Source organism: Bradyrhizobium genosp. P, from assembly GCF_049949265.1.
Lineage (GTDB): Bacteria > Pseudomonadota > Alphaproteobacteria > Rhizobiales > Xanthobacteraceae > Bradyrhizobium.
Map to the genome: position 1 here is coordinate 1,762,542 of NZ_CP188195.1, position 16,927 is coordinate 1,779,468.

The following is a 16,927-nucleotide window of genomic DNA, read 5'->3' on the forward strand; positions in this document are numbered from 1 at the left end:
GTCGAGCCAATGTTTGCCAGGACTGTGTTCGAAGCGACGTTGTTCGAGCCGGGCTTTGCTCGAAACGGGTTTGCCTCTTGCTCAATGACGCTTGATCTCGCACAGCCATTTGGCGCGCAACAATATCAGGCTCAGGTTGAGCCGCCCGCCAGTCGAGAAGCGCCAACGATCTGGCCGTCCGGCGCTTCCAGCACGACCGCGACATCCTGGCCTTCGGGGAATCTCTCGTTGATGCGAAGCGGCGTTCCCGACCATTGGCCGACCGGGCGGATCGACCTGACGACGTTGAACTCATCCAGCGTTCGACCGCCATTTTCGCCGCGCCCAATCGAGGTCGTGTGTTCGTGATCAAAACCAATCAACAGGACGCGTCCGTTGCCGCTGCCGGGGCCGATTTGAATGGAAACGCCGTCGCCGTCCTTGGTGACGTTGACCGCCGCAGCGGTTTGGCGGTCGCGCTTTGCTTTTTCTATAGCGGACCCCACTTCGCCACGGCGCGAACCGACCACGCCGGCTGAACCATCGACGACGATTTCCGGTGTGTAGGATCCGTCACCAAAGCGGCGGCCATATTGATCCTGACGCTGCGTGGCGGCTTGCAGCGAGAACGGATCCTTCCAACCCAGCTGGTCCCAGTAGGTGACGTGGAAAGCGAGCGGCAGGATGTCGTGCCGGCTCTTGGAAAGCTCGTTGAGGAGGGCGTTCGCGGGCGGGCAGGACGAGCATCCTTGGGACGTGAACAACTCGACGACGACAGGTCGGTCCGCGGCCAGCGCGGCGACCGGAGACAGACTCGCGATGAATGCAAGTGAAACGATGAAGCGAGGCGACATGGCGATTCTCCAACGGTGGGTCCGCGTGTATTCGCAGGCGCTGGCGATTTGTTACGCGCGGCTCGTGTCGCCGGTCGCGCTGACGGTGCTCGAAACGCCGGTCATTCCTGATTTCCTCGGAAACCGACCTGCGTGGAGGCGGTGGTTGCTCTCCAGGGCTGCGTGCGAGAAAATCCGCGGAAAGCTAACATGAAATACTGAATAATATCAGAAGTTTAATGGGTCGAACCAGATTGCTTCTGGAGGTCGAAATGCGGGCCATCCCGATGCTGGTATGATCTGAAGAACTCGTCACGCTCCCCATCGCCAACCGCTTAGCCGGAGCATCTCAGCGACCCATCACGTTGAGGTGTTCAGCTCAATGATGCCAGAACGCTCGGCAAGTCGGCCAACGTCTATCCGCCAATCGGGCTCCAACCCGAGTTCGTCCATTTGCATCCTGATTGCCTTGAACATGGTGAGCGGTGCGATGACGTCGCTTTTCCGGCATGCAAGCGCTATCGCTTCGGGGGTTACACGCTCAATCCATGCCACGTTCAGCCCGAATGACTTCGCGCCGATGGCATCCCACGGATTTGACGATACGAACAGAACGTCCGCGGGGAGCACGCCAAGACTGGATTCGATCAAGGTGTAGGCCTCGGGGCTCGGCTTGAAGATTCGTTTCGAGTCGATGCTGATGGTGGCATTGAGCACAGTGTCCAGGCCGGTGTTGTGCACCAGCATATTGAGCATCTCGGTGCTACCGTTCGAGAGGATCGCCAGCTTGCGACCTTTCAGGGCGGCTAGCGCCGGCTTTGTGTCCGCATAGAGATCGAGGTGGACATACTCTTCCACAATGCGCTCAAAAATTGGCGCGCTGTACTTCAACCCCAGTATTTTCAGCGTGTAGACCAGAGAATCCCGTGTGATGATCGAGATGTCCTCGTAGCGGCGCATGAGCGAGCGCATCCAGGTATATTCAAGCTGCTTGATCCGCCAGATCTGGGTGATGATTTCGCCGTAGCCCGGGAATGCTTCATCGGTGATCGCGGCGACCGACTGGATATCGTAGAGGGTGCCGTAGGCGTCGAACACAACAGCTTCGATGATCATAGAGCGGTCTCTTCCGTTTTGGAGTGAGGGGCGGGTCTATTCCAGCGTGACGCCGGTGTGAACCTGTATCAGGAACGCGTCGAAGCGCTTTTCGTTGTCCATGTCGCGTCCATCAAGCACGGTTCCGAGATACGCGCCGAGGAAACCCAGCGGCAGCGAGACCACCGTAGGATTGACCAGCGGCCACAATGCGTCCGCGCCTCGTATCGCCGGACCGATCATCGCCAGCACGACGGAGGAGATGAGGCCGACCGTCATGCCGCCGACGACGCCGCCAGTGTTGAACCGTCGCCAGAACAGCGAGAGCATCAGGACTGGGAAACTCGCGCTCGCAGCTATGCAGATCGCGAGGATCACCAGCACCGCGACATTGACACCTTGCGCAAGGATGCCGAGCGCGATCGCCAGCATCAGGTCGCCGCCCGGGTACCTTTGCCGCCACCGAGATATTGGGCGAGCAGGGGCAGCGTCAGATTGCCGCCTCCGCCTGCCGCCTTGAGCGCATCCTGGCCGACAAAAGTTGCAGCGGCGAGGCCGAACAATGTGGTGCCGGCAAAGAAGGAGCCAGCGAGGAACATGACCCATACCACCGAGCGGCGCGCGGTCTTGGCATCCAGGGCGGTATAAAACCGCGTCATCACGTGCGGCAGTCCGGCGAGGCCAAGCACATAGCCGAGGCCCAGGATATCTGGTCGAACGGATTCTTCAGGTAATTCCCGGGCAGCATATATTTACTGCCGTTCTTCGCTTCGGCCTGCTCAAACAGCGTGAGCGGATTAAACTTCACCATCGCCATCGCCATCACCATCACCATCACCAGAATAATGGCGCCGGCCGCGAGCATGAGAGCGGCCTTGACGATTTGCATCCAGGTTCTCGCAATCATGCCGCCAAATCCGACATACACGATCATGGACACGCCAACGAGGACGATGGAGCAGTCGTATGAAATGCCTGTCAGAAGCTTGATGAGTACGCCGGCACCCGCCACCTGCGGCATGAGGTAGGCGAAATTGACGACGATCGTTCCGGCGATGGTGGCAAGCCGCGGCGTTCGCGTATGCATGCGGCCGCGGATCACGTCTCCCAGCGTAAACTTGCCGGTGTTGCGCATCGGCTCCGCGATCAGGAACAGCACCGTACAGAAAGCAACCAGCGGCCCCAACGCGTAGAATGCGCCGTCCATGCCGTAGAGCGCGGTAAGACCGGTAAAGCCAAGGAATGCCGCGGCGCTACGGGATTGCCGAAGCTGGCATGGGCTACCTGACCTCGCCACCGATCCTCGACGCGTTCGGTTTCCTGCCGGATGTGTTGCTGGCCGAAGACGAACTGCTCAATGAGCCGGTGCATGTCACCATCGTCGGCGCCAAAGGACGATCCACGCTCCACCGCGCTCTACACAGCAGCGCTGGCTTACCCGCTCGTCAACAAGCGCGCGGAGTGGTGGGACAAGCGCGAAGGCAAGCTGGCCAATATCGGCGTCGACTACCCTGATTACCCCGGCGGTCCCGCCGCCTTTGCGTGCACGAGCACTTTCTGCTCGTATCCGGTCACTGAGCCCGGTGCGATCGCTGCACAGCTCGATAGCCTCAAGCGCGCACGCAAACTTTGAATGTCGTTCGGGCGGCTCTCGTGCGGCTTTGGGCAAACTGGCCAGTCGTCGGAATGCCGAGGCCGGCGCAGGGCCCAGCAAAAGCCAGGCCCTGACTTCCGGACGCGGCGGGGTCAGGCCGGTTCGAATTTGCCCTTGGCCGCGACGCACTTTGCCTTCGTCAATTCCGAGAATCCCTGACCCTTGCAGGCGTTCAGGCCCTTGCAGGCGTGATTGCCGCCCTTGCAGGCGCTCTGGCCTTTGCAGGCGTTCGCACCGACGCAGTGACCTTCACCGGCTGCATACGCAACCGTCGTTGTCATGGTCGCGCCGGCAAGGAACAGGGTGGCGGCTGCCGCCGCAATTGTCGCACCAGACTTCGAAGTGATCTTCATGGAATCCTCCAACGAGTTGTTACAAAGATGCGTGGGCTGTAACTAGCGACACGATCGCCGGCCGACAGACTCGCATCAAAATGAACTACGCAACCGATTGGCTTTAGTTACACGTCAGAGCCATCTAGATTACAGAATCTCAATGATCGACTGGACGCTGACGACGCCTTCCTCTTCTGCTTCGAGCGAGCGAGGCCCCGGTGACCACCAACTGTCGCCGACAGCTGCTTACGGGTTCCGGAGGTCATGGAGAAACCTTGGCCCTTGCATGATGGCCGGAACACTTCGTACTTATGTCTCTGTCACATTTAACAATTTGGAGCTGGCTCCGTATACTCAAAGCGGGCAACGCGCCGACTGAGCTGAAGAAACCGCTACATTGCCACAACGGCTCCGCTGGGGACGGTCCTGGCACGGCAATCATCGTCACGCCTTCGTGACGATGATTGCATACTCCTTCTTGCAGCACCGCCGCATCGCCAGAGCGGGGCGGAAAAAAAATCGACGGGCCTCCACCTCAGCCAAGCCTGCCGGCCGTGCGCCACGCCATCGTCATTCTCGTCCTTTGGCCGCTACCTCCGCGATGCTCCCACTGCTGAAGACCAATCCTCACGTCCCAACGCGAGGAAACCTGCCAAAGAAGCGCCCGTGCTGCATCGTCAATTCTTGTTCATGATTCCTTCAAGTTCGGCGGGCGGCGCCATTGCGCCATGGCCACCTGCAATCATGAAGGGCTTGATGTTATATTTCTTGAGAGCTTCGTCAAACGCGATTACCCCCTGGGTCTTGGCCTTGTCGCGGGTCGGCGAATAAAGATCAGTGACCCACACGACATTGTCGTGTACGGCATAGCCGATCATCATGCCTTCTGCGTGCGGGTTGGCGATCCTGTAAAAGCGAATTTCATCATCGCCCTTGCCCAACGTCATCTGATCCGCGACTTCAATGATGCTGCCAGGCTTCGGATTTTTCTGCAGGTCATCGGGGTTGATGGTGTGGGGTGCCGCGAGCACCTTTTCGAAATATGCCTTGTTCGGAGAGCCCACGATGACGGTAGCACCTTCGGCGACGTAGGTCCGGACGCCGCCAGTGTGGTCGTTGTGGTGGTGCGTGAGGAAAAGATATTTGACCGGCTTGCCCGGATATTTCTTCTTGGCGGCAGCGATTGTCCAATGGGACTGCCATTCATTGATTGGCGCGTCGAACACGACGAGGGAGTCTTGCGTTGCAACGATCAGGCTGTTGTGGCTTCCATTAAGGACCTGCTGCACATTCGGAGTGATCTCGACCAACTTCAATCCGGGGACGCTCGCCGCGTCGTAGTTGATGGCATCGCTGTCGATGAACCTGGCAAGCGTGATGCGGCGCAGCACCCATTGATACGGAACGTTCGCGGTCGCCGCCGGTTTCAGATCCTTTCGCACGGCCTCGCTGGGCTCGAACGTCTGGGGGGCTAGGGTCGGATTTGGTGCGACCTCGGTGTAAACGATCTTGCCGACATCGACGCCGGCCAACCGCTGCGTCTGGGTATGCGCGATCTGCACGCCCGCGACCGGCTTCCAGTCCGTGAAGACAACATCGTAAATGGCATCGCCGAGCAGATTGTCGTCGTCGATGGTTCGGATTGCCGCCGGCAGATGCGTCTGGCGATCGAACAGCATGATGAATTTGGTCCAGCCTTCGTCGAACGTCACAGCAGGAAGGTTGTCGGCACCGAATGGCTGATCCTTCAATACGCCGAGGCGTTCCGGCGCCGCCAGCGCCTTCAGCAACATGGTCGGCGAGGCGCGCTCGAGCTCACGCCGCTCAGCAGCAACCCGAATCGATGACATTGGCCGTTCGCCTTTCTCCGAGGCGGTGAATCCCGATTTCGCGGTCAGGACGTCACTGTATTTTTCAGGGCCGGGAAACGGATAGACCAAACTGCGATCCCACTCGGTCCGCGCCAAGGCATTTTCGAGGTCCCAGCTGATCGTCAGCTTCGACGTGGCGGTCAACCGCGGCTCACCGTCCGCCACATAGCTCTGCTCCGGCTCGCGATGCTCGACGTTAGCTTTGATGGCGATGCGTTTGAGGTTGCGCAGCGCATCCGCGCCGCCAACGGCCGAGACCGCCTGTTTGATCAGATCGAGCGGCGCGGTCTGCGCGACCGCAGCTTGTGACGTGGAAACCCCGGCAACAACAACCAATGCAAGCAACCAATCGCGCTTCATAACAATTCCTCCACTGGGTGTCTGACTAGTTGCCCGATACAAATCGTTGCAGCGCCTTGTCAATCACTGCGGGCCGCATGGCAGGCAGCTTCACCGATTGTGGTTGTCATGAATGATTCTGTCGCCCTGTCGAAAATCTGTCGCGCAAGCCTGCGCGCCGCCCTGGCGCGAAACACTCCGCGTGCGAAATTCACCCGTCATTGCTGCTTTAGTCAATCATGCGTATCGCGCCGCAACGAGGTTGCGAGCGTCTCGAACTCCCGGCCTCACTGCATAGCCGCAGCTAAAGTCATCACCAGATCGTGAATTCTTCGATGACACCGCTCATATTTTCGCGGAGCTGTGCCGGTCCGCGATAGGTAGGCGCGCAGGCTTCATTCGCGCTTCGGGCGCCGCGTTACGCACGTGCCAAATGCGATTCCAGGTCTGATAACGGATGTGTTACCGAAGGTTAAGATTGCTCAAAATGACGAGGAAAAAGCGGTGATAGGTGTAACAATGGCACCGATCCCTCCGAATACTTGGAGCGAGCCGATCTTGGCTCGACTTTCAGGGAGAATGTTATGGATAGGGGTTCGCTTTCCTTGGTCTTGGCGACTTCGCTAGTGTCTGCCCTAGCGGTGATTGCAACACCGGCCTCGGCCCAAGATGCCGCCAAGGAGAAATGCTACGGCGTCTCCCTCAAGGGACAGAATGACTGTGCGGCCGGTGCAGGAACTACCTGCGCTGCGACATCGAAGGTCGACTATCAAAAGAACTCCTGGCGGCTGGTACCGGCAGGCACCTGCACAAGCATTACGACTCCGAACGGTCACGGCACGCTCACCGCGAGTAAGTGATCTCATCGAGGCGCCAGCTAACTCACACCGCTGCGCCTCGCTCCGGTTATGGTCGAAGGAGAGCAGTCCTGAAGTCATCTCAGCTTCCCTGCCGTTCAGGCGTCGGATTCAAGCCGGAGCATTTTTCGGCGATCAGTTGCGAACGACAGCCGATCGGTTTCTTCGAGGTGCATGCGGAGAACTATATGGGCGCAGGTGGACCTCCGCACGCACAGCTTAGCCGGTTGCGTGAAGACTATTCGTTGTCGGTACACGGCGTTGGCCTGTCGATCGGCTCGATGCAGCCGCTAGACCAGGACCATCTCCGGCGATTGAAAAGCGTCTGCGAGCGGTATGAGCCTGAAAGCTTCTCCGAGCATCTCGCGTGGTCCAGCCATGACGGCATTTTTCTAAACGACCTCCTGCCGCTGCCTTACACGGAAGCGACGCTGGCACGTGTCGTCGAGCATGTTGACCAGGTGCAGAGTGTTCTTGGTCTCCAGATGTTGCTTGAGAATCCGGCCACCTATCTCTTGTTCGAAGAGAGCACGATCCCGGAGACCTCGTTTCTCACGGAAGTCGTTCGCCGGACGGGCTGCGGTCTATTGCTCGATGTCAACAACGTCTTCGTGGCCGCCGTCAACCATAAGCTTGACCCGCGCGAATATCTCGCCAGCTTTCCGATCAAAGCTGTTGGTGAAATCCATCTCAGTGGACATTCGGAGGCCCGAGATGATGCCGGTGCGCTTCTCTTGATCGACTCGCACGATGCCCCGGTGACGAGTGGCGTATGGGAGCTTTATGTGGAGGTGATATCAAAGACCGGCCGGATTGCGAGCCTCGTCGAATGGGATAATGACGTACCCGACTGGTCCGTGCTGCGGCGCGAGGCGGCGGAGGCTCAGGCCATTCTCGATAATGCGACCGAACGCGTCTCGGCTTGAGCAGCGCCCATGTCAACCGAAACGCAGCACCGATTCGCCGATGCACTCTTCCACCTCGACAGAGCGGTTCCCGATGGTCTGACCGCGTGGAATCTGGCGCGTCCCGAACGCCGCTTTGGCGTTTACCGGAATAACTTCCGGGCCGGGCTCAGCCGCGTACTTGAGTCTCGCTTTCCGGTCACCGAGAAACTTGTCGGGGAAGCGTTCTTCGTTGCCATGGCGCAGGCGTTCATCACGCAGCACCCGCCGAAATCCCCAGTGTTGTTTGGTTATGGTGATGACTTCGCCGACTTTGTGGATGCATACCAGCCGGCGGCTGACCTCGGCTACCTGCCTGACGTGGTGCGGCTCGAAGCGGCCCGCAGCAAGGTGTATCACGCCGTGGACATACCGCCGCTTGAACCTGCAATTCTTGCGGATCTCGATCCCGATATCCTGCCGACCCTCACCTTCGCTTTCCACCCGTCGGTTTCGCTCGTGCGCTCCGTCCATCCAATTGTGACGATCTGGGCGATGAACTCAGGAGAAATGAGACTGTCGCCGATTGAGCCCTGGACCGGCGAGGACGCCTTGATTGCGCGCCCTCATCTCACAGTCCTGGTTCAGCGACTTCCCCCAGGTGGCGCGATATTTCTCGCAGCGCTCGTGTCGGGCTCGACGCTCGCCGCCGGAGTAGAGGCCGCACTTGCGAACGCCAACGACTTCGATCTTATCGCAAACCTTGCTGGCCTGCTGCAAAGCGGCGCCGTAACGGCTGTGAGGTAACGCCCCCGAGGAGGCCAAGATGGAGCAAGCTCGAACTACCCCCAGTGGAGCGCTGCGGACGATATCTGATCAGGTCAACGGCCTGATCGGAGTTCTCGGCGGCATCCCTCGCGACATCATCTCCCTCATCGCCCGCCTTTCGGTTGGTGCCGTCTTCTGGCAATCAGGCCAAACAAAGCTGGAGGGCTGGCACGTTTCTAGCGACGCGGTCTATTTGTTCCAGACCGAATACAAATTGCCCATAATTGACCCTTGGATAGCCGCGCATATTGGCACTTTTTGTGAGCTTTTCTTCCCGATTCTGCTGGTCGTGGGGTTGGCAAGCCGGTTTGCCGCTCTCGCCTTGCTCGGTATGACGCTCGTTATCGAGATCTTTGTCTATCCCGATGCCTGGCCGACGCATGGCACTTGGGCCGTTTGCTTTCTTGTGGTGATTGCGCGGGGGCCTGGGATTTTTTCGCTCGATCATCTAGTTGCGCGCAAGTTCGGCCGCATCTGATCCACGGAGCGCTTGGGATCTGTCTCGATTGAATCAACGATAGGGCTTGTCGACCTTAGTTGCACTGATGGGACCGCTATGGCCGGTGCCGACGTCACCCAACGCTATCCTAAATCGGTGCTCTCGAAGCTCGGTGAGCACGGTCACCGGCTGATCCAATTCTTGCCGGCGACAATCGCGCTAACGTGATGGGTGGTGAAAAGTTTTGGCGACCGTTCCGTAACAACCTAATTGCGTTTGCGAACTTTGTAACGGGACGGTGCTTTCGCTAGGCGATCACCCGCTCGACGGTTGAGACATCCCCCATGTTTGTAACGACGCGGCGCCTCGCATCATCTTTGTCGAGGAAGCTGCAGTAACCAGAGCAGGAAAAACATGACGATCAAGCATACATTCATTCGGCTAGCCGCTGCGGTTGCCGTGGTGACGAGCGTTGCTGCAGCAGCTCCAGCGCTCGCTGCTGGAACGGAAGTCAACACCACCATCACGGGGCTAGCCTTGCGCGGTTATGACCCGGTTGGCTATTTCACCGACGGCAAACCGGTCCTCGGTGACTACACCATCACTGCCGAGCACGACGGAGCGACCTATCGCTTCGCCTCGGAAGATCATAAGGCACTGTTTCTGAAGGATCCGGCCAAGTATCTGCCGGAGTTTGGCGGTTTCTGCGCCTACGGTACGGCTAAAGGCGTCAAGGTCGACGGCGATCCGACTATTTGGAAAATCGTCGACAACAAGCTTTATCTCAATCTTGCTCCCGCGGTTGCTACGCGTTGGGATCAAGACATTCCCGGCAACATCAAGACCGCTAACGAAAAATGGAAGATCGTCAAGGACAAGGCGCCGAGCGAGCTGCTGAAATGAGCTCCGCTCGACCTTCTTGATACGAGGGCAGAGCTGTCGTGCCACAATGGCGAAAGCACGTTGTAATTCGGCCGAACCGCCCCTGATCGAGGACGCGATAATCGACAATCGAGAAATCTGCATTTGACGCGATTAAGTCTGCATTCCCCACTACACATCTCACGTGGCTCGTTAGCCGCTGCCCCAATGAATGGACGATGCAGGCTCGTTCGCAGACCCCGACATCCAGTCGACGGCTCCCGGAATGTAGCCAACCACCCATCCGGACGCAGTGATCACGTAGGTGATTGGAATGCCGTAAAGACCAAACGGCGCCATCTTTTGATTGTTGCGACCGGAAGACGCAACACAATCGTTGGGGTCGCGGCAAACCCGAAGGTTTCCGGTTTTGCTGGACCGGACGAACCGAGCGACCGTTTCGCGATCACTTCGATCCTCTGAGACAGCAGGGATCTGAAGGCCGGCTTTACGGCGCTGCTCGAACAAGCGGTCAAGAATCGGCAGTTCGGTTCGGAAAGCAACGCACCACGTTGCTCCAAAATTCACAGCCTTGTTGACCATTGCGGTAGCTCGAAAGGCGTGATTGACGGGCAGGATGCAAAATCAGGAGCCGTACGATCCTCGCGCCTCGCGGCCTTATGGACGCCATCGGTAGCGAAAATGTCATTGCGTTGCCTGCCTGGGGTCACCGAGGCGTATATCAATTTCGTCTGGGACTGCCGTTGAATGCCGCAGGAATCATCACGTTCGGCGACGGTCCTACCTCAAGCAAGGGAGGTCCGGTCGGTGTGGCGGGTACTTGAATGCGACCTTCCGCGAACGCATCACGCGCTTCGAAGGCAGTTTTCCGCCGTGGAAGGCCTTGGTGGCTTTCCTGGAAGAGATTATCGAACGCTCGTTGAGCGACAAGCTTCGGCGTGGCTGCATGCTTGTAAATCAATGCTTGTAAATTCCGTTCTCGAACTCGCGCCGCATGATCCGGAGTTTCAGCGTGTCGTGGCCGAATTCCTTTCGCAGGTAGAGGCCTTTTCGGCATTTTCTTCCTCGGCGAGGGATTTCGACAGGAGAGCAACGATCGCGCTGTGGCGAAGCTGGCTCGCAAGGTTGCGGGCCGTGCTGCAGGCGGAGATCTCGTAGTGTTCGACGCGCTGCGCGGCGCCGATCAGCGCCAGATCGGCTGCGGCGTTCTCCTTGTCGCTGCCTTCCGCGATGACCTCCTCGCCTTCCTCGACCAATCCCATCATGCCCTTGCAGGGCTTGGCGCGCGCAGACGTACCCAGCATCCCGAAACATTCGTTGAGACGCTCGATCTGACCTTCGGTCTCCGCCAAATGCTGTTCGAAAAGTTCGCGCAACTGGTTGAAGCGTGCCGCCTTCACCATCTTGGGGAGCGCCTTGGTAAGTTGCTTCTCTGCATGAAGGATGTCGCGCAGTTTATCGACCAGGAGATCTCCGAGGCCGGCTTCGACGTACCCGTACGAATTGAGAAATGAGGACGAATATTTCGACGACATTCCGAGCCCGAGGGTATCGAAGGACATGGTCAATCTTGCGGCGCACATTCTCGATACCAAATCTTCTAAATTCGATCCGAACAAATTCAAGGACAAGTACGAGACCGCACTGAAAGCGTTGGTGAAGAGGAAGGCGGCCGGCAAGACGATCGAGGTTCCGGAAGAAAAGGAAGAGGAGAGCAATGTCATCGATCTGATGGACGCCTTAAAGCAGAGCTTGGGCCGAAAACACGTTGCGAAGTCTTCGAAAGCCAAGAAGCGCGCGCCAGCCCGTCGCGCCGCAAGCGCAAAGCCGCGTGACGAGGACTGGCATCCACCTTGAGCCTATGGAAGCTCGCTCGGTCGACGCGATACCGACCGGCGAGCAATGGCAATACGAACCGAAGTGGGACGGGTTTCGCTGAAAGGCGCAAACGACATCCGCGAGAAGAGCTTCATCCTCGACGGCGAGATCGTCGTCCCGGTCGGCGGCCGCTTCTCGTTCGACGACCTGTTGCAGCGCATTCATCCTGCGGCAAGCCGAGTATGGGGAGGGTAACACCTATCGAATGATCGCAGAGGGCTTGTTTGGGGCCAAACGTATCCCCGAAGGAGCCTGGAAGACCCATGACCTGCGCGGCCGCACTATCCGCCTAGTTCAGAGGCTTCGCTCTGATGCGCGGCCGCTATCGAGCATTGCCGGGCCGTGACCGATGATGGTGGGCACCATATCTATGATGTAGCAATCTAACGCCATGACCCCGTGATCAAGCAGAAGATGTCTCTCAGAGCCTAATCCGGCTGCGGTCAAAGGCAAGGCTCAGGCTGCGTGGTCCTTGCCTCGGTGCAGCGCCACGCCGACAATCACAAGGCTGATGCCGATAAGCTCCGGGACGTTTGGTACCTGTTTAAGTACGAGGAAGCCGATCGCAGTCGCGGTGGCCGGAAGGATCGACAGTAGGAGGGCGAAGCTCGCGCGCGGGAGGCGAGCCATTGCCAACTGATCGGTGACATAGGGAATCACCGAGGAAGACACGCCGACACCTACAGCGGCGGCGAGCAGGGCTGGGCTGTGAAAGGCCGTTGCGGCTTGGCTGAAACCGACCGGGAGCGCGGCGATGGCGGCGATCAGCATCGATATGCCGAGTCTGTCGATGCCGCCGTCTCCGGAGAGCCTGTGGCCGAGGATGATGTAGAGCGCAAACAAGCTGCAATTGCCGAAGGCGAAGACGTAACCGAGCGGCGCACTGTCGATCCTAACGTCGGTCAGAAAGTAGACGCCGCCGATTGCCACGAGCAACGCCGCGAGGTTGCGTGCCGACCGAACGCCAATTGCCGCCAACACGATAGGCCCAAGGAACTCGATTGCCCCGACCGTGCTGAGCGGAAGTACTTTGATGGCGAGATAGAACAACGAGTTCATGGCCGCCAGTACGACGCCCAATTGCGCGGTCGTCCAACGCTCTGCGACCGCAAGTGTCCAAAAGTAGCGCCAAGGACGCCTCCAGATCGCGAAGACGACGGCGGCGCTGGCGATGCGGAGCCAAGCTACGCCGAGCGGCTCGATCCGGGAGAAAAGTATCACGGCGAACGATGGGCCGAGGTAGTGGAAAACGGCGCTCACGACGAAGTAGGCGTGCGGCGGGATATGATCGGAAAGAGCCAGTGCGGGAGATTTGCCGTCGACGACCTTCATTCCTCAGTATCGCAATCAGCAGCAGCATCGCATATAGTGTTTTGAAGGGAGGCGTCCATAAATTCCTTCGAAACGAAAGAAAATATTCCGATGATCCTTCAACGATCACCGCTGCTCGCGGACAAAGTCAACGTCACTCTGCTTCGCGCCCTCCTGGACCAGCCTCGCATCAGCATATCCGAGCTGGCTCGAGTCGTGGCCATGTCGGCGCCCGCCGTGCGCGAACGCATCCAGCGTCTTGAAGAGGCCGGACTGATCTGCGGCTACAGTGTCGTTCTCGACCCTGCTCTGCTCGGCTATCCCGTTTCGGTGATGATCCGGATTCGACCAATGCCGGGTCAGCTGGCCAAGATCATCGAACTCGCGCAGAGAACCCCTCGGATCGTCGAGTGCCAACGGATCACCGGTGAGGACTGCTTCATCATGCGCGCTCATATCGAAAGTATCGGTTCTCTTGACGGCCTTCTCGACGCCTTTCTGGTCTTTGGGCAGACCACTACGTCGATCATTCAATCGTCCCCCGTTCCATTCCGAGCGTTGCCTCTGGGCGGATAGCCGGGAAAGTCGACGCGGGATTGATCCAGGGCCGTTCCCGAGGCATCGGCGACGCGACCATCGGTAAAGGCAGTGGCTGAAAAGGACGAAACAATTGCTCAGCGCATGAGCACTGTGAGTTGTCGAAGAAGTCCAAGCTTGATCTGCGCACGGCGGGCAGCTAAGGGGCGCATTCTCGACGAGCTTTGCGCGGTGACTGGCTGGCATCGCAAGCATGCCGTTCGGGCGCTGGCCAGCAATTTCGCCGGAGGCCCGGCGTCAGCGAAGGCCGACCTATGGCGCCACGATCCGGGATGCGCTGGTGGCGCTATGGGAGGCCTCGGATCGGATCTGCGGCAAGCGGCTCAGGGTTGTGAATCGGCGTGGGGTCCCGACGCCGATCGGCACGACAACTCATTCAAATTCTTGGATATGAAGGGGGCACACTTCGACGCCGAAACACACCCCGACCGGGAATGCGGCCGCGAACAAGGTCCGTTTCGTCGATTACCTGGTCTTCAATGTCCTTACCGGAAACGTCGATGCGCACGCAAAGAACTACTCCTTGCTGCTCGAGGCGGGCGGTGCCGTGACGATGGCTCCGCTCTACGACGTGATGAACGGCGAGATCTACGAGGGCGTGACGAGGAATCTCGCGATGAAGATCGCCGGGAAGAATGGTGGCCGGTACATCGGTGCGAGGCACTGGGATGGCTTCGCCGAGGACAACGTGCTGTCAGCCACCCAGGTGAAACGTAGAGTCGCCGCGCTGTCTCAAGCGGTTCTCGACGCGTTGCCCGGCGTGGTCGCCGAAATGAATGCGGTCAAGAAGTCCCGACGTACCAGCAGATCGAGGATAAATCGCCAGCACCTGCCGCAGCATGCTGTCGAACCTCAAGAACGATGTCAAAGACGAGCCGGAGGAAGACGAGAAGGCGACTCCCGCCGCTCAACCTTCCGGATTCTCGTGATTCTCTTTCTGATGCCCTTCAGCCAATTTGAGGGCCCGTACTTGGGTTCTCGGAGCACAACGGGGTAAAAGTACCCTAACCGAGCTCTGTGCGATCTGCAACGTGTCGAGGCGGCCCTCGTACAAGCGAATTGGAAACGCAAACACAAGAACGTCAATACAGAGGTTTGGGTGGCTGGCTCGGCCGGCACCTACAACAACCCCGTATAGGCGTCCAGTCTAGGCCGCAATAGCGGGCTGTTGAGCGCGTCCGCAATTGTCATTGTGGTGCCTATTTGCCGGTGACGTCGATTTCTCCACCGTCGGCAAGCGATAGAAGCAAGCTCACGGCCCGCTTGCGCTCCGCCTCGGAGAATGGCGAAAAGCCGGCCAGTTCAAGAAACCAAAGTCCCTCAACTGCAAGGTAGATGACGGCAGTTCGATCGAACCCGACACCCTTGCTAATTATGTCAAGGCGTTCCCGATGATGCGCCGAGCCTTCGGCGGCATCCCAAAGTCCCGACGTCATAATCTTGGCGCTGACGGCATCAAGCTCCGAACGATTGTAAAGCGAAGCAAGCGCCCAACCCTTCAGCTCCCGCGATGGTCCTTCCGGCAAACTCTCCGTCGCCTCGCGTCGGGCCGCGCGATATCGGTCGCGAACGTGGAGCCGAACGGCTTTGTTCAGCTCATCTCTGTTCGGGAAATGGTAGAGCACGCCGCCCTTGCTGATTCCGGACCTCGCCGCCAGACCCTCAAACGTCAGCCCATCGACGCCCTCGTCGAGGATAATATCAAGCGCAACATCAAGAAGCGCCGAGCGCGCGCTCGGCCGACCGATCGGCACCGGGTCTTTCTTGATCGGTCGGCGCGCTTTTATTTTTGGATGCATCGGTCCAGTAAGTCCCATTTTCCGCGGCGGCCAAATCGCGGTTGTTTGTTGGTTCTCAGACGCATCTGGTCGCGCTGTCGAAAAGCCATAGGAATTGCATATCATCGCGGTATATCCAGCAACAAGAGCTTTCTCGCTGCCGCTCCGACGGGGGACGCGTCCTCGGCTGCTCGTCTCGCCACACTCGCTTGACAACGACAGGTCGCACTGCTTTACTGTACCGAATGGTCGGTTTGGCGAGAGGCGTGGTCAGCGGAGATCGCGGAACCAAAACTGAGCCGTGTGCGGATCGAAACGTCGGCCGGCTCCGCGAAATGCAATGACCTGCCGACGCGAGGGGGATTCGATGGCTTCGTCAGGTAACTTCTCGAGAACTTCGAACGGCGGGCTCTCGCGGCGCGCCGTGCTCTCCGGCCTGGGCTTCGGTTTGAGTGCTTTGGCTTCGCCTGCAGTCATACCGGCGCGAGCCGCAGGAGGCGCACCAGAGCTGAAGACGGTCGCACCGGGCGCTTTGACGATCGCCTTCAATGGCGACATGCCGATGTCGAGCCTCAAAGAGGGCCAATTGATCGGCGCCGACGGCGAGATGGTCACCGCAATCGCCAGACAACTTGGCCTACGTATAGCGCCAGCGCTCATGGACTGGGCTGCGACTATCGAGTCCGTACGAAGCGGGCGGGCGGATCTGGTTCTCGGCAACGTTGGCTGGGCTCCCGCGCGTACTCAGGTCTTGCTGCTCACCGATGCGATCTACTACACGGGCAAGTTCACGCTCATGCGCCTAGATGTGAAGATCGGCGATCGGGTTTCGATCGACGATCTTAAAGGCCGCTCGGTCGGCACCGTCGGCGGCTTCACGATCGTTCCTGAACTGAAAAAGGTCCCGGGGACTTCAGAGGTCAAGCTGTACGACACGTCGGACGCTTGCGTTCGGGATGTAATTGCCGGTCGCCTCGACTTTGCATTTCTCGACGCGCCGACTGTCGGATACATGATCAAACAGAATCCGAACTGGGGCCTTAAGCTGGTCCCAGCGCAGCCCTTCCCAGGCTACAAGCTTCTTGGCCAGAAGCAGAACACCATTCTCGGCATGAACCCCGAAAACCCCGACCTGTTCGACGCGGTCAACGCCGGCGTCGCCTGGCTATGGAAAACCGGCCTCAACGGCAAATATCTCAAAGCCAACTCAATGGAATCGGATGACTATCTCATCCCTATTCCTGCCGAGAACAATCCGCGGATCGGTGTCGATCGGGACGAAAAGGGCGGGCTCCTGGGGAAATGGGCGCACCAGCCAAAGGACTTCTCGATCGCCTTTGCAGCCACGAAGACTTGAGTTGGCCCCA

General features: G+C 58.9%; 17 protein-coding genes and 6 pseudogenes. 13 read left to right on the forward strand and 10 right to left on the reverse strand.

Annotated features, from left to right (window positions below):
* Positions 1-131: 131 nt before the first annotated feature.
* The 4 genes and pseudogenes from ACP2YO_RS08570 to ACP2YO_RS08585 all read right to left on the reverse strand — a co-directional run bounded on the left by ACP2YO_RS08570 (position 132) and on the right by ACP2YO_RS08585 (position 3,114).
* Entirely contained in the window at positions 132-833 is a 702-nt protein-coding gene (locus ACP2YO_RS08570; RefSeq protein WP_426440468.1) for a DUF1223 domain-containing protein, read from the reverse strand.
* A 339-nt stretch (positions 834-1,172) separates the two neighbouring features.
* Positions 1,173-1,928: a haloacid dehalogenase type II gene (locus tag ACP2YO_RS08575; RefSeq protein WP_426440469.1), complete on the reverse strand. Its 756-nt coding sequence runs from the start codon at positions 1,926-1,928 to the stop codon at positions 1,173-1,175.
* 36 nt (positions 1,929-1,964) lie between these two features.
* Positions 1,965-2,339 (reverse strand): sodium:solute symporter family transporter, encoded by a 375-nt coding sequence (locus ACP2YO_RS08580; protein WP_426440470.1) that lies wholly within the window; start codon positions 2,337-2,339, stop codon positions 1,965-1,967.
* Positions 2,339-3,114 (reverse strand): annotated as a pseudogene (locus tag ACP2YO_RS08585) (solute symporter family protein). The gene ACP2YO_RS08580 and the pseudogene ACP2YO_RS08585 overlap by 1 nt, the downstream one beginning before the upstream one ends.
* Before the next feature lie 162 nt (positions 3,115-3,276).
* Between ACP2YO_RS08585 and ACP2YO_RS08590 the strand changes: the two are divergent.
* Entirely contained in the window at positions 3,277-3,540 is a 264-nt protein-coding gene (locus ACP2YO_RS08590) for a hypothetical protein (protein WP_426440471.1), read from the forward strand.
* 113 nt (positions 3,541-3,653) lie between these two features.
* Here the strand turns inward: ACP2YO_RS08590 and ACP2YO_RS08595 are convergent, their stop codons facing one another.
* Positions 3,654-3,914, reverse strand: coding sequence for a hypothetical protein (locus tag ACP2YO_RS08595; protein WP_426440472.1), 261 nt, complete (start codon positions 3,912-3,914; stop codon positions 3,654-3,656).
* Between the two features lie 400 nt (positions 3,915-4,314).
* Here ACP2YO_RS08595 and ACP2YO_RS08600 point away from each other — a divergent pair.
* Positions 4,315-4,590, forward strand: a pseudogene (locus ACP2YO_RS08600) (hypothetical protein); the annotation flags it as partial.
* Here ACP2YO_RS08600 and ACP2YO_RS08605 read toward each other — a convergent pair.
* A complete protein-coding gene (locus ACP2YO_RS08605; protein WP_426440473.1) occupies positions 4,574-6,127 on the reverse strand; it encodes an MBL fold metallo-hydrolase in 1,554 nt (517 codons plus the stop codon). The pseudogene ACP2YO_RS08600 and the gene ACP2YO_RS08605 sit on opposite strands and share 17 nt — an antisense overlap.
* Before the next feature lie 563 nt (positions 6,128-6,690).
* Between ACP2YO_RS08605 and ACP2YO_RS08610 the strand changes: the two genes are divergently transcribed.
* The 5 genes from ACP2YO_RS08610 (at position 6,691) to ACP2YO_RS08630 (ending at position 10,017) form a co-directional block, all read left to right on the forward strand.
* On the forward strand, positions 6,691-6,966 hold the full coding sequence (locus tag ACP2YO_RS08610) for a DUF2282 domain-containing protein (RefSeq protein WP_426440474.1): 276 nt from the start codon (positions 6,691-6,693) through the stop codon (positions 6,964-6,966).
* A gap of 68 nt (positions 6,967-7,034) precedes the next feature.
* Positions 7,035-7,889, forward strand: a complete 855-nt coding sequence (locus ACP2YO_RS08615) for a DUF692 domain-containing protein (protein ID WP_426443105.1) — start codon at positions 7,035-7,037, stop codon at positions 7,887-7,889.
* Positions 7,890-7,898: 9 nt separating this feature from the next.
* Positions 7,899-8,654: a DNA-binding domain-containing protein gene (locus ACP2YO_RS08620; protein WP_426440475.1), complete on the forward strand. Its 756-nt coding sequence runs from the start codon at positions 7,899-7,901 to the stop codon at positions 8,652-8,654.
* A 19-nt stretch (positions 8,655-8,673) separates the two neighbouring features.
* Positions 8,674-9,153, forward strand: coding sequence for a DoxX family protein (locus ACP2YO_RS08625; RefSeq protein WP_426440476.1), 480 nt, complete (start codon positions 8,674-8,676; stop codon positions 9,151-9,153).
* Between the two features lie 375 nt (positions 9,154-9,528).
* Positions 9,529-10,017, forward strand: coding sequence for a YHS domain-containing (seleno)protein (locus tag ACP2YO_RS08630; protein WP_426440477.1), 489 nt, complete (start codon positions 9,529-9,531; stop codon positions 10,015-10,017).
* A gap of 171 nt (positions 10,018-10,188) precedes the next feature.
* Here ACP2YO_RS08630 and ACP2YO_RS08635 read toward each other — a convergent pair whose 3' ends face one another.
* Together ACP2YO_RS08635 and ACP2YO_RS08640 are read right to left on the reverse strand one after the other, a co-directional pair.
* Positions 10,189-10,578, reverse strand: coding sequence for a TlpA disulfide reductase family protein (locus tag ACP2YO_RS08635; protein WP_426440478.1), 390 nt, complete (start codon positions 10,576-10,578; stop codon positions 10,189-10,191).
* Positions 10,579-11,042: 464 nt separating this feature from the next.
* Positions 11,043-11,483, reverse strand: a pseudogene (locus tag ACP2YO_RS08640) (DUF892 family protein); the annotation flags it as partial.
* 4 nt (positions 11,484-11,487) lie between these two features.
* Here ACP2YO_RS08640 and ACP2YO_RS08645 point away from each other — a divergent pair.
* The 3 pseudogenes from ACP2YO_RS08645 to ACP2YO_RS08655 all read left to right on the forward strand — a co-directional run.
* Positions 11,488-11,853 (forward strand): annotated as a pseudogene (locus ACP2YO_RS08645) (Ku protein); the annotation flags it as partial.
* A gap of 4 nt (positions 11,854-11,857) precedes the next feature.
* Positions 11,858-12,057: pseudogene (locus ACP2YO_RS08650) on the forward strand (ATP-dependent DNA ligase); the annotation flags it as partial.
* A 4-nt stretch (positions 12,058-12,061) separates the two neighbouring features.
* A pseudogene (locus ACP2YO_RS08655) lies at positions 12,062-12,227 on the forward strand (DUF2285 domain-containing protein); the annotation flags it as partial.
* A gap of 103 nt (positions 12,228-12,330) precedes the next feature.
* On the opposite strand, the gene ACP2YO_RS08660 reads toward ACP2YO_RS08655, so the two are convergent.
* Positions 12,331-13,206 carry an EamA family transporter gene (locus ACP2YO_RS08660; protein WP_426440479.1) on the reverse strand — a complete coding sequence of 292 codons (876 nt, stop codon included), beginning with the start codon at positions 13,204-13,206 and terminating at the stop codon, positions 12,331-12,333.
* 90 nt (positions 13,207-13,296) lie between these two features.
* On the opposite strand from ACP2YO_RS08660, the gene ACP2YO_RS08665 reads away from it, so the two are divergent.
* On the forward strand, positions 13,297-13,761 hold the full coding sequence (locus tag ACP2YO_RS08665) for an Lrp/AsnC family transcriptional regulator (protein WP_426440480.1): 465 nt from the start codon (positions 13,297-13,299) through the stop codon (positions 13,759-13,761).
* A gap of 490 nt (positions 13,762-14,251) precedes the next feature.
* Entirely contained in the window at positions 14,252-14,779 is a 528-nt protein-coding gene (locus ACP2YO_RS08670) for a HipA domain-containing protein (protein WP_426443106.1), read from the forward strand.
* 202 nt (positions 14,780-14,981) lie between these two features.
* On the opposite strand, the gene ACP2YO_RS08675 is transcribed toward ACP2YO_RS08670, so the two are convergent.
* Positions 14,982-15,686: a TetR/AcrR family transcriptional regulator gene (locus ACP2YO_RS08675; protein ID WP_426440481.1), complete on the reverse strand. Its 705-nt coding sequence runs from the start codon at positions 15,684-15,686 to the stop codon at positions 14,982-14,984.
* Positions 15,687-15,927: 241 nt separating this feature from the next.
* On the opposite strand from ACP2YO_RS08675, the gene ACP2YO_RS08680 reads away from it, so the two are divergent.
* Positions 15,928-16,917 (forward strand): substrate-binding periplasmic protein, encoded by a 990-nt coding sequence (locus ACP2YO_RS08680; RefSeq protein WP_426440482.1) that lies wholly within the window; start codon positions 15,928-15,930, stop codon positions 16,915-16,917.
* Positions 16,918-16,927 lie beyond the last annotated feature (10 nt).

Excerpts from the sequence above, each read along its gene's own strand:
- ACP2YO_RS08570 (WP_426440468.1), bottom strand. The coding sequence starts at position 833 with ATGTCGCCTCGCTTCATCGTTTCACTTGCATTCATCGCGAGTCTGTCT.
- ACP2YO_RS08575 (WP_426440469.1), bottom strand. The coding sequence starts at position 1,928 with ATGATCATCGAAGCTGTTGTGTTCGACGCCTACGGCACCCTCTACGAT.
- ACP2YO_RS08580 (WP_426440470.1), bottom strand. The coding sequence starts at position 2,339 with ATGCTGGCGATCGCGCTCGGCATCCTTGCGCAAGGTGTCAATGTCGCG.
- ACP2YO_RS08590 (WP_426440471.1), top strand. The coding sequence starts at position 3,277 with ATGTCACCATCGTCGGCGCCAAAGGACGATCCACGCTCCACCGCGCTC.
- ACP2YO_RS08595 (WP_426440472.1), bottom strand. The coding sequence starts at position 3,914 with ATGAAGATCACTTCGAAGTCTGGTGCGACAATTGCGGCGGCAGCCGCC.
- ACP2YO_RS08605 (WP_426440473.1), bottom strand. The coding sequence starts at position 6,127 with ATGAAGCGCGATTGGTTGCTTGCATTGGTTGTTGTTGCCGGGGTTTCC.
- ACP2YO_RS08610 (WP_426440474.1), top strand. The coding sequence starts at position 6,691 with ATGGATAGGGGTTCGCTTTCCTTGGTCTTGGCGACTTCGCTAGTGTCT.
- ACP2YO_RS08620 (WP_426440475.1), top strand. The coding sequence starts at position 7,899 with ATGTCAACCGAAACGCAGCACCGATTCGCCGATGCACTCTTCCACCTC.
- ACP2YO_RS08625 (WP_426440476.1), top strand. The coding sequence starts at position 8,674 with ATGGAGCAAGCTCGAACTACCCCCAGTGGAGCGCTGCGGACGATATCT.
- ACP2YO_RS08630 (WP_426440477.1), top strand. The coding sequence starts at position 9,529 with ATGACGATCAAGCATACATTCATTCGGCTAGCCGCTGCGGTTGCCGTG.
- ACP2YO_RS08635 (WP_426440478.1), bottom strand. The coding sequence starts at position 10,578 with ATGGTCAACAAGGCTGTGAATTTTGGAGCAACGTGGTGCGTTGCTTTC.
- ACP2YO_RS08660 (WP_426440479.1), bottom strand. The coding sequence starts at position 13,206 with ATGAAGGTCGTCGACGGCAAATCTCCCGCACTGGCTCTTTCCGATCAT.
- ACP2YO_RS08665 (WP_426440480.1), top strand. The coding sequence starts at position 13,297 with ATGATCCTTCAACGATCACCGCTGCTCGCGGACAAAGTCAACGTCACT.
- ACP2YO_RS08675 (WP_426440481.1), bottom strand. The coding sequence starts at position 15,686 with ATGATATGCAATTCCTATGGCTTTTCGACAGCGCGACCAGATGCGTCT.
- ACP2YO_RS08680 (WP_426440482.1), top strand. The coding sequence starts at position 15,928 with ATGGCTTCGTCAGGTAACTTCTCGAGAACTTCGAACGGCGGGCTCTCG.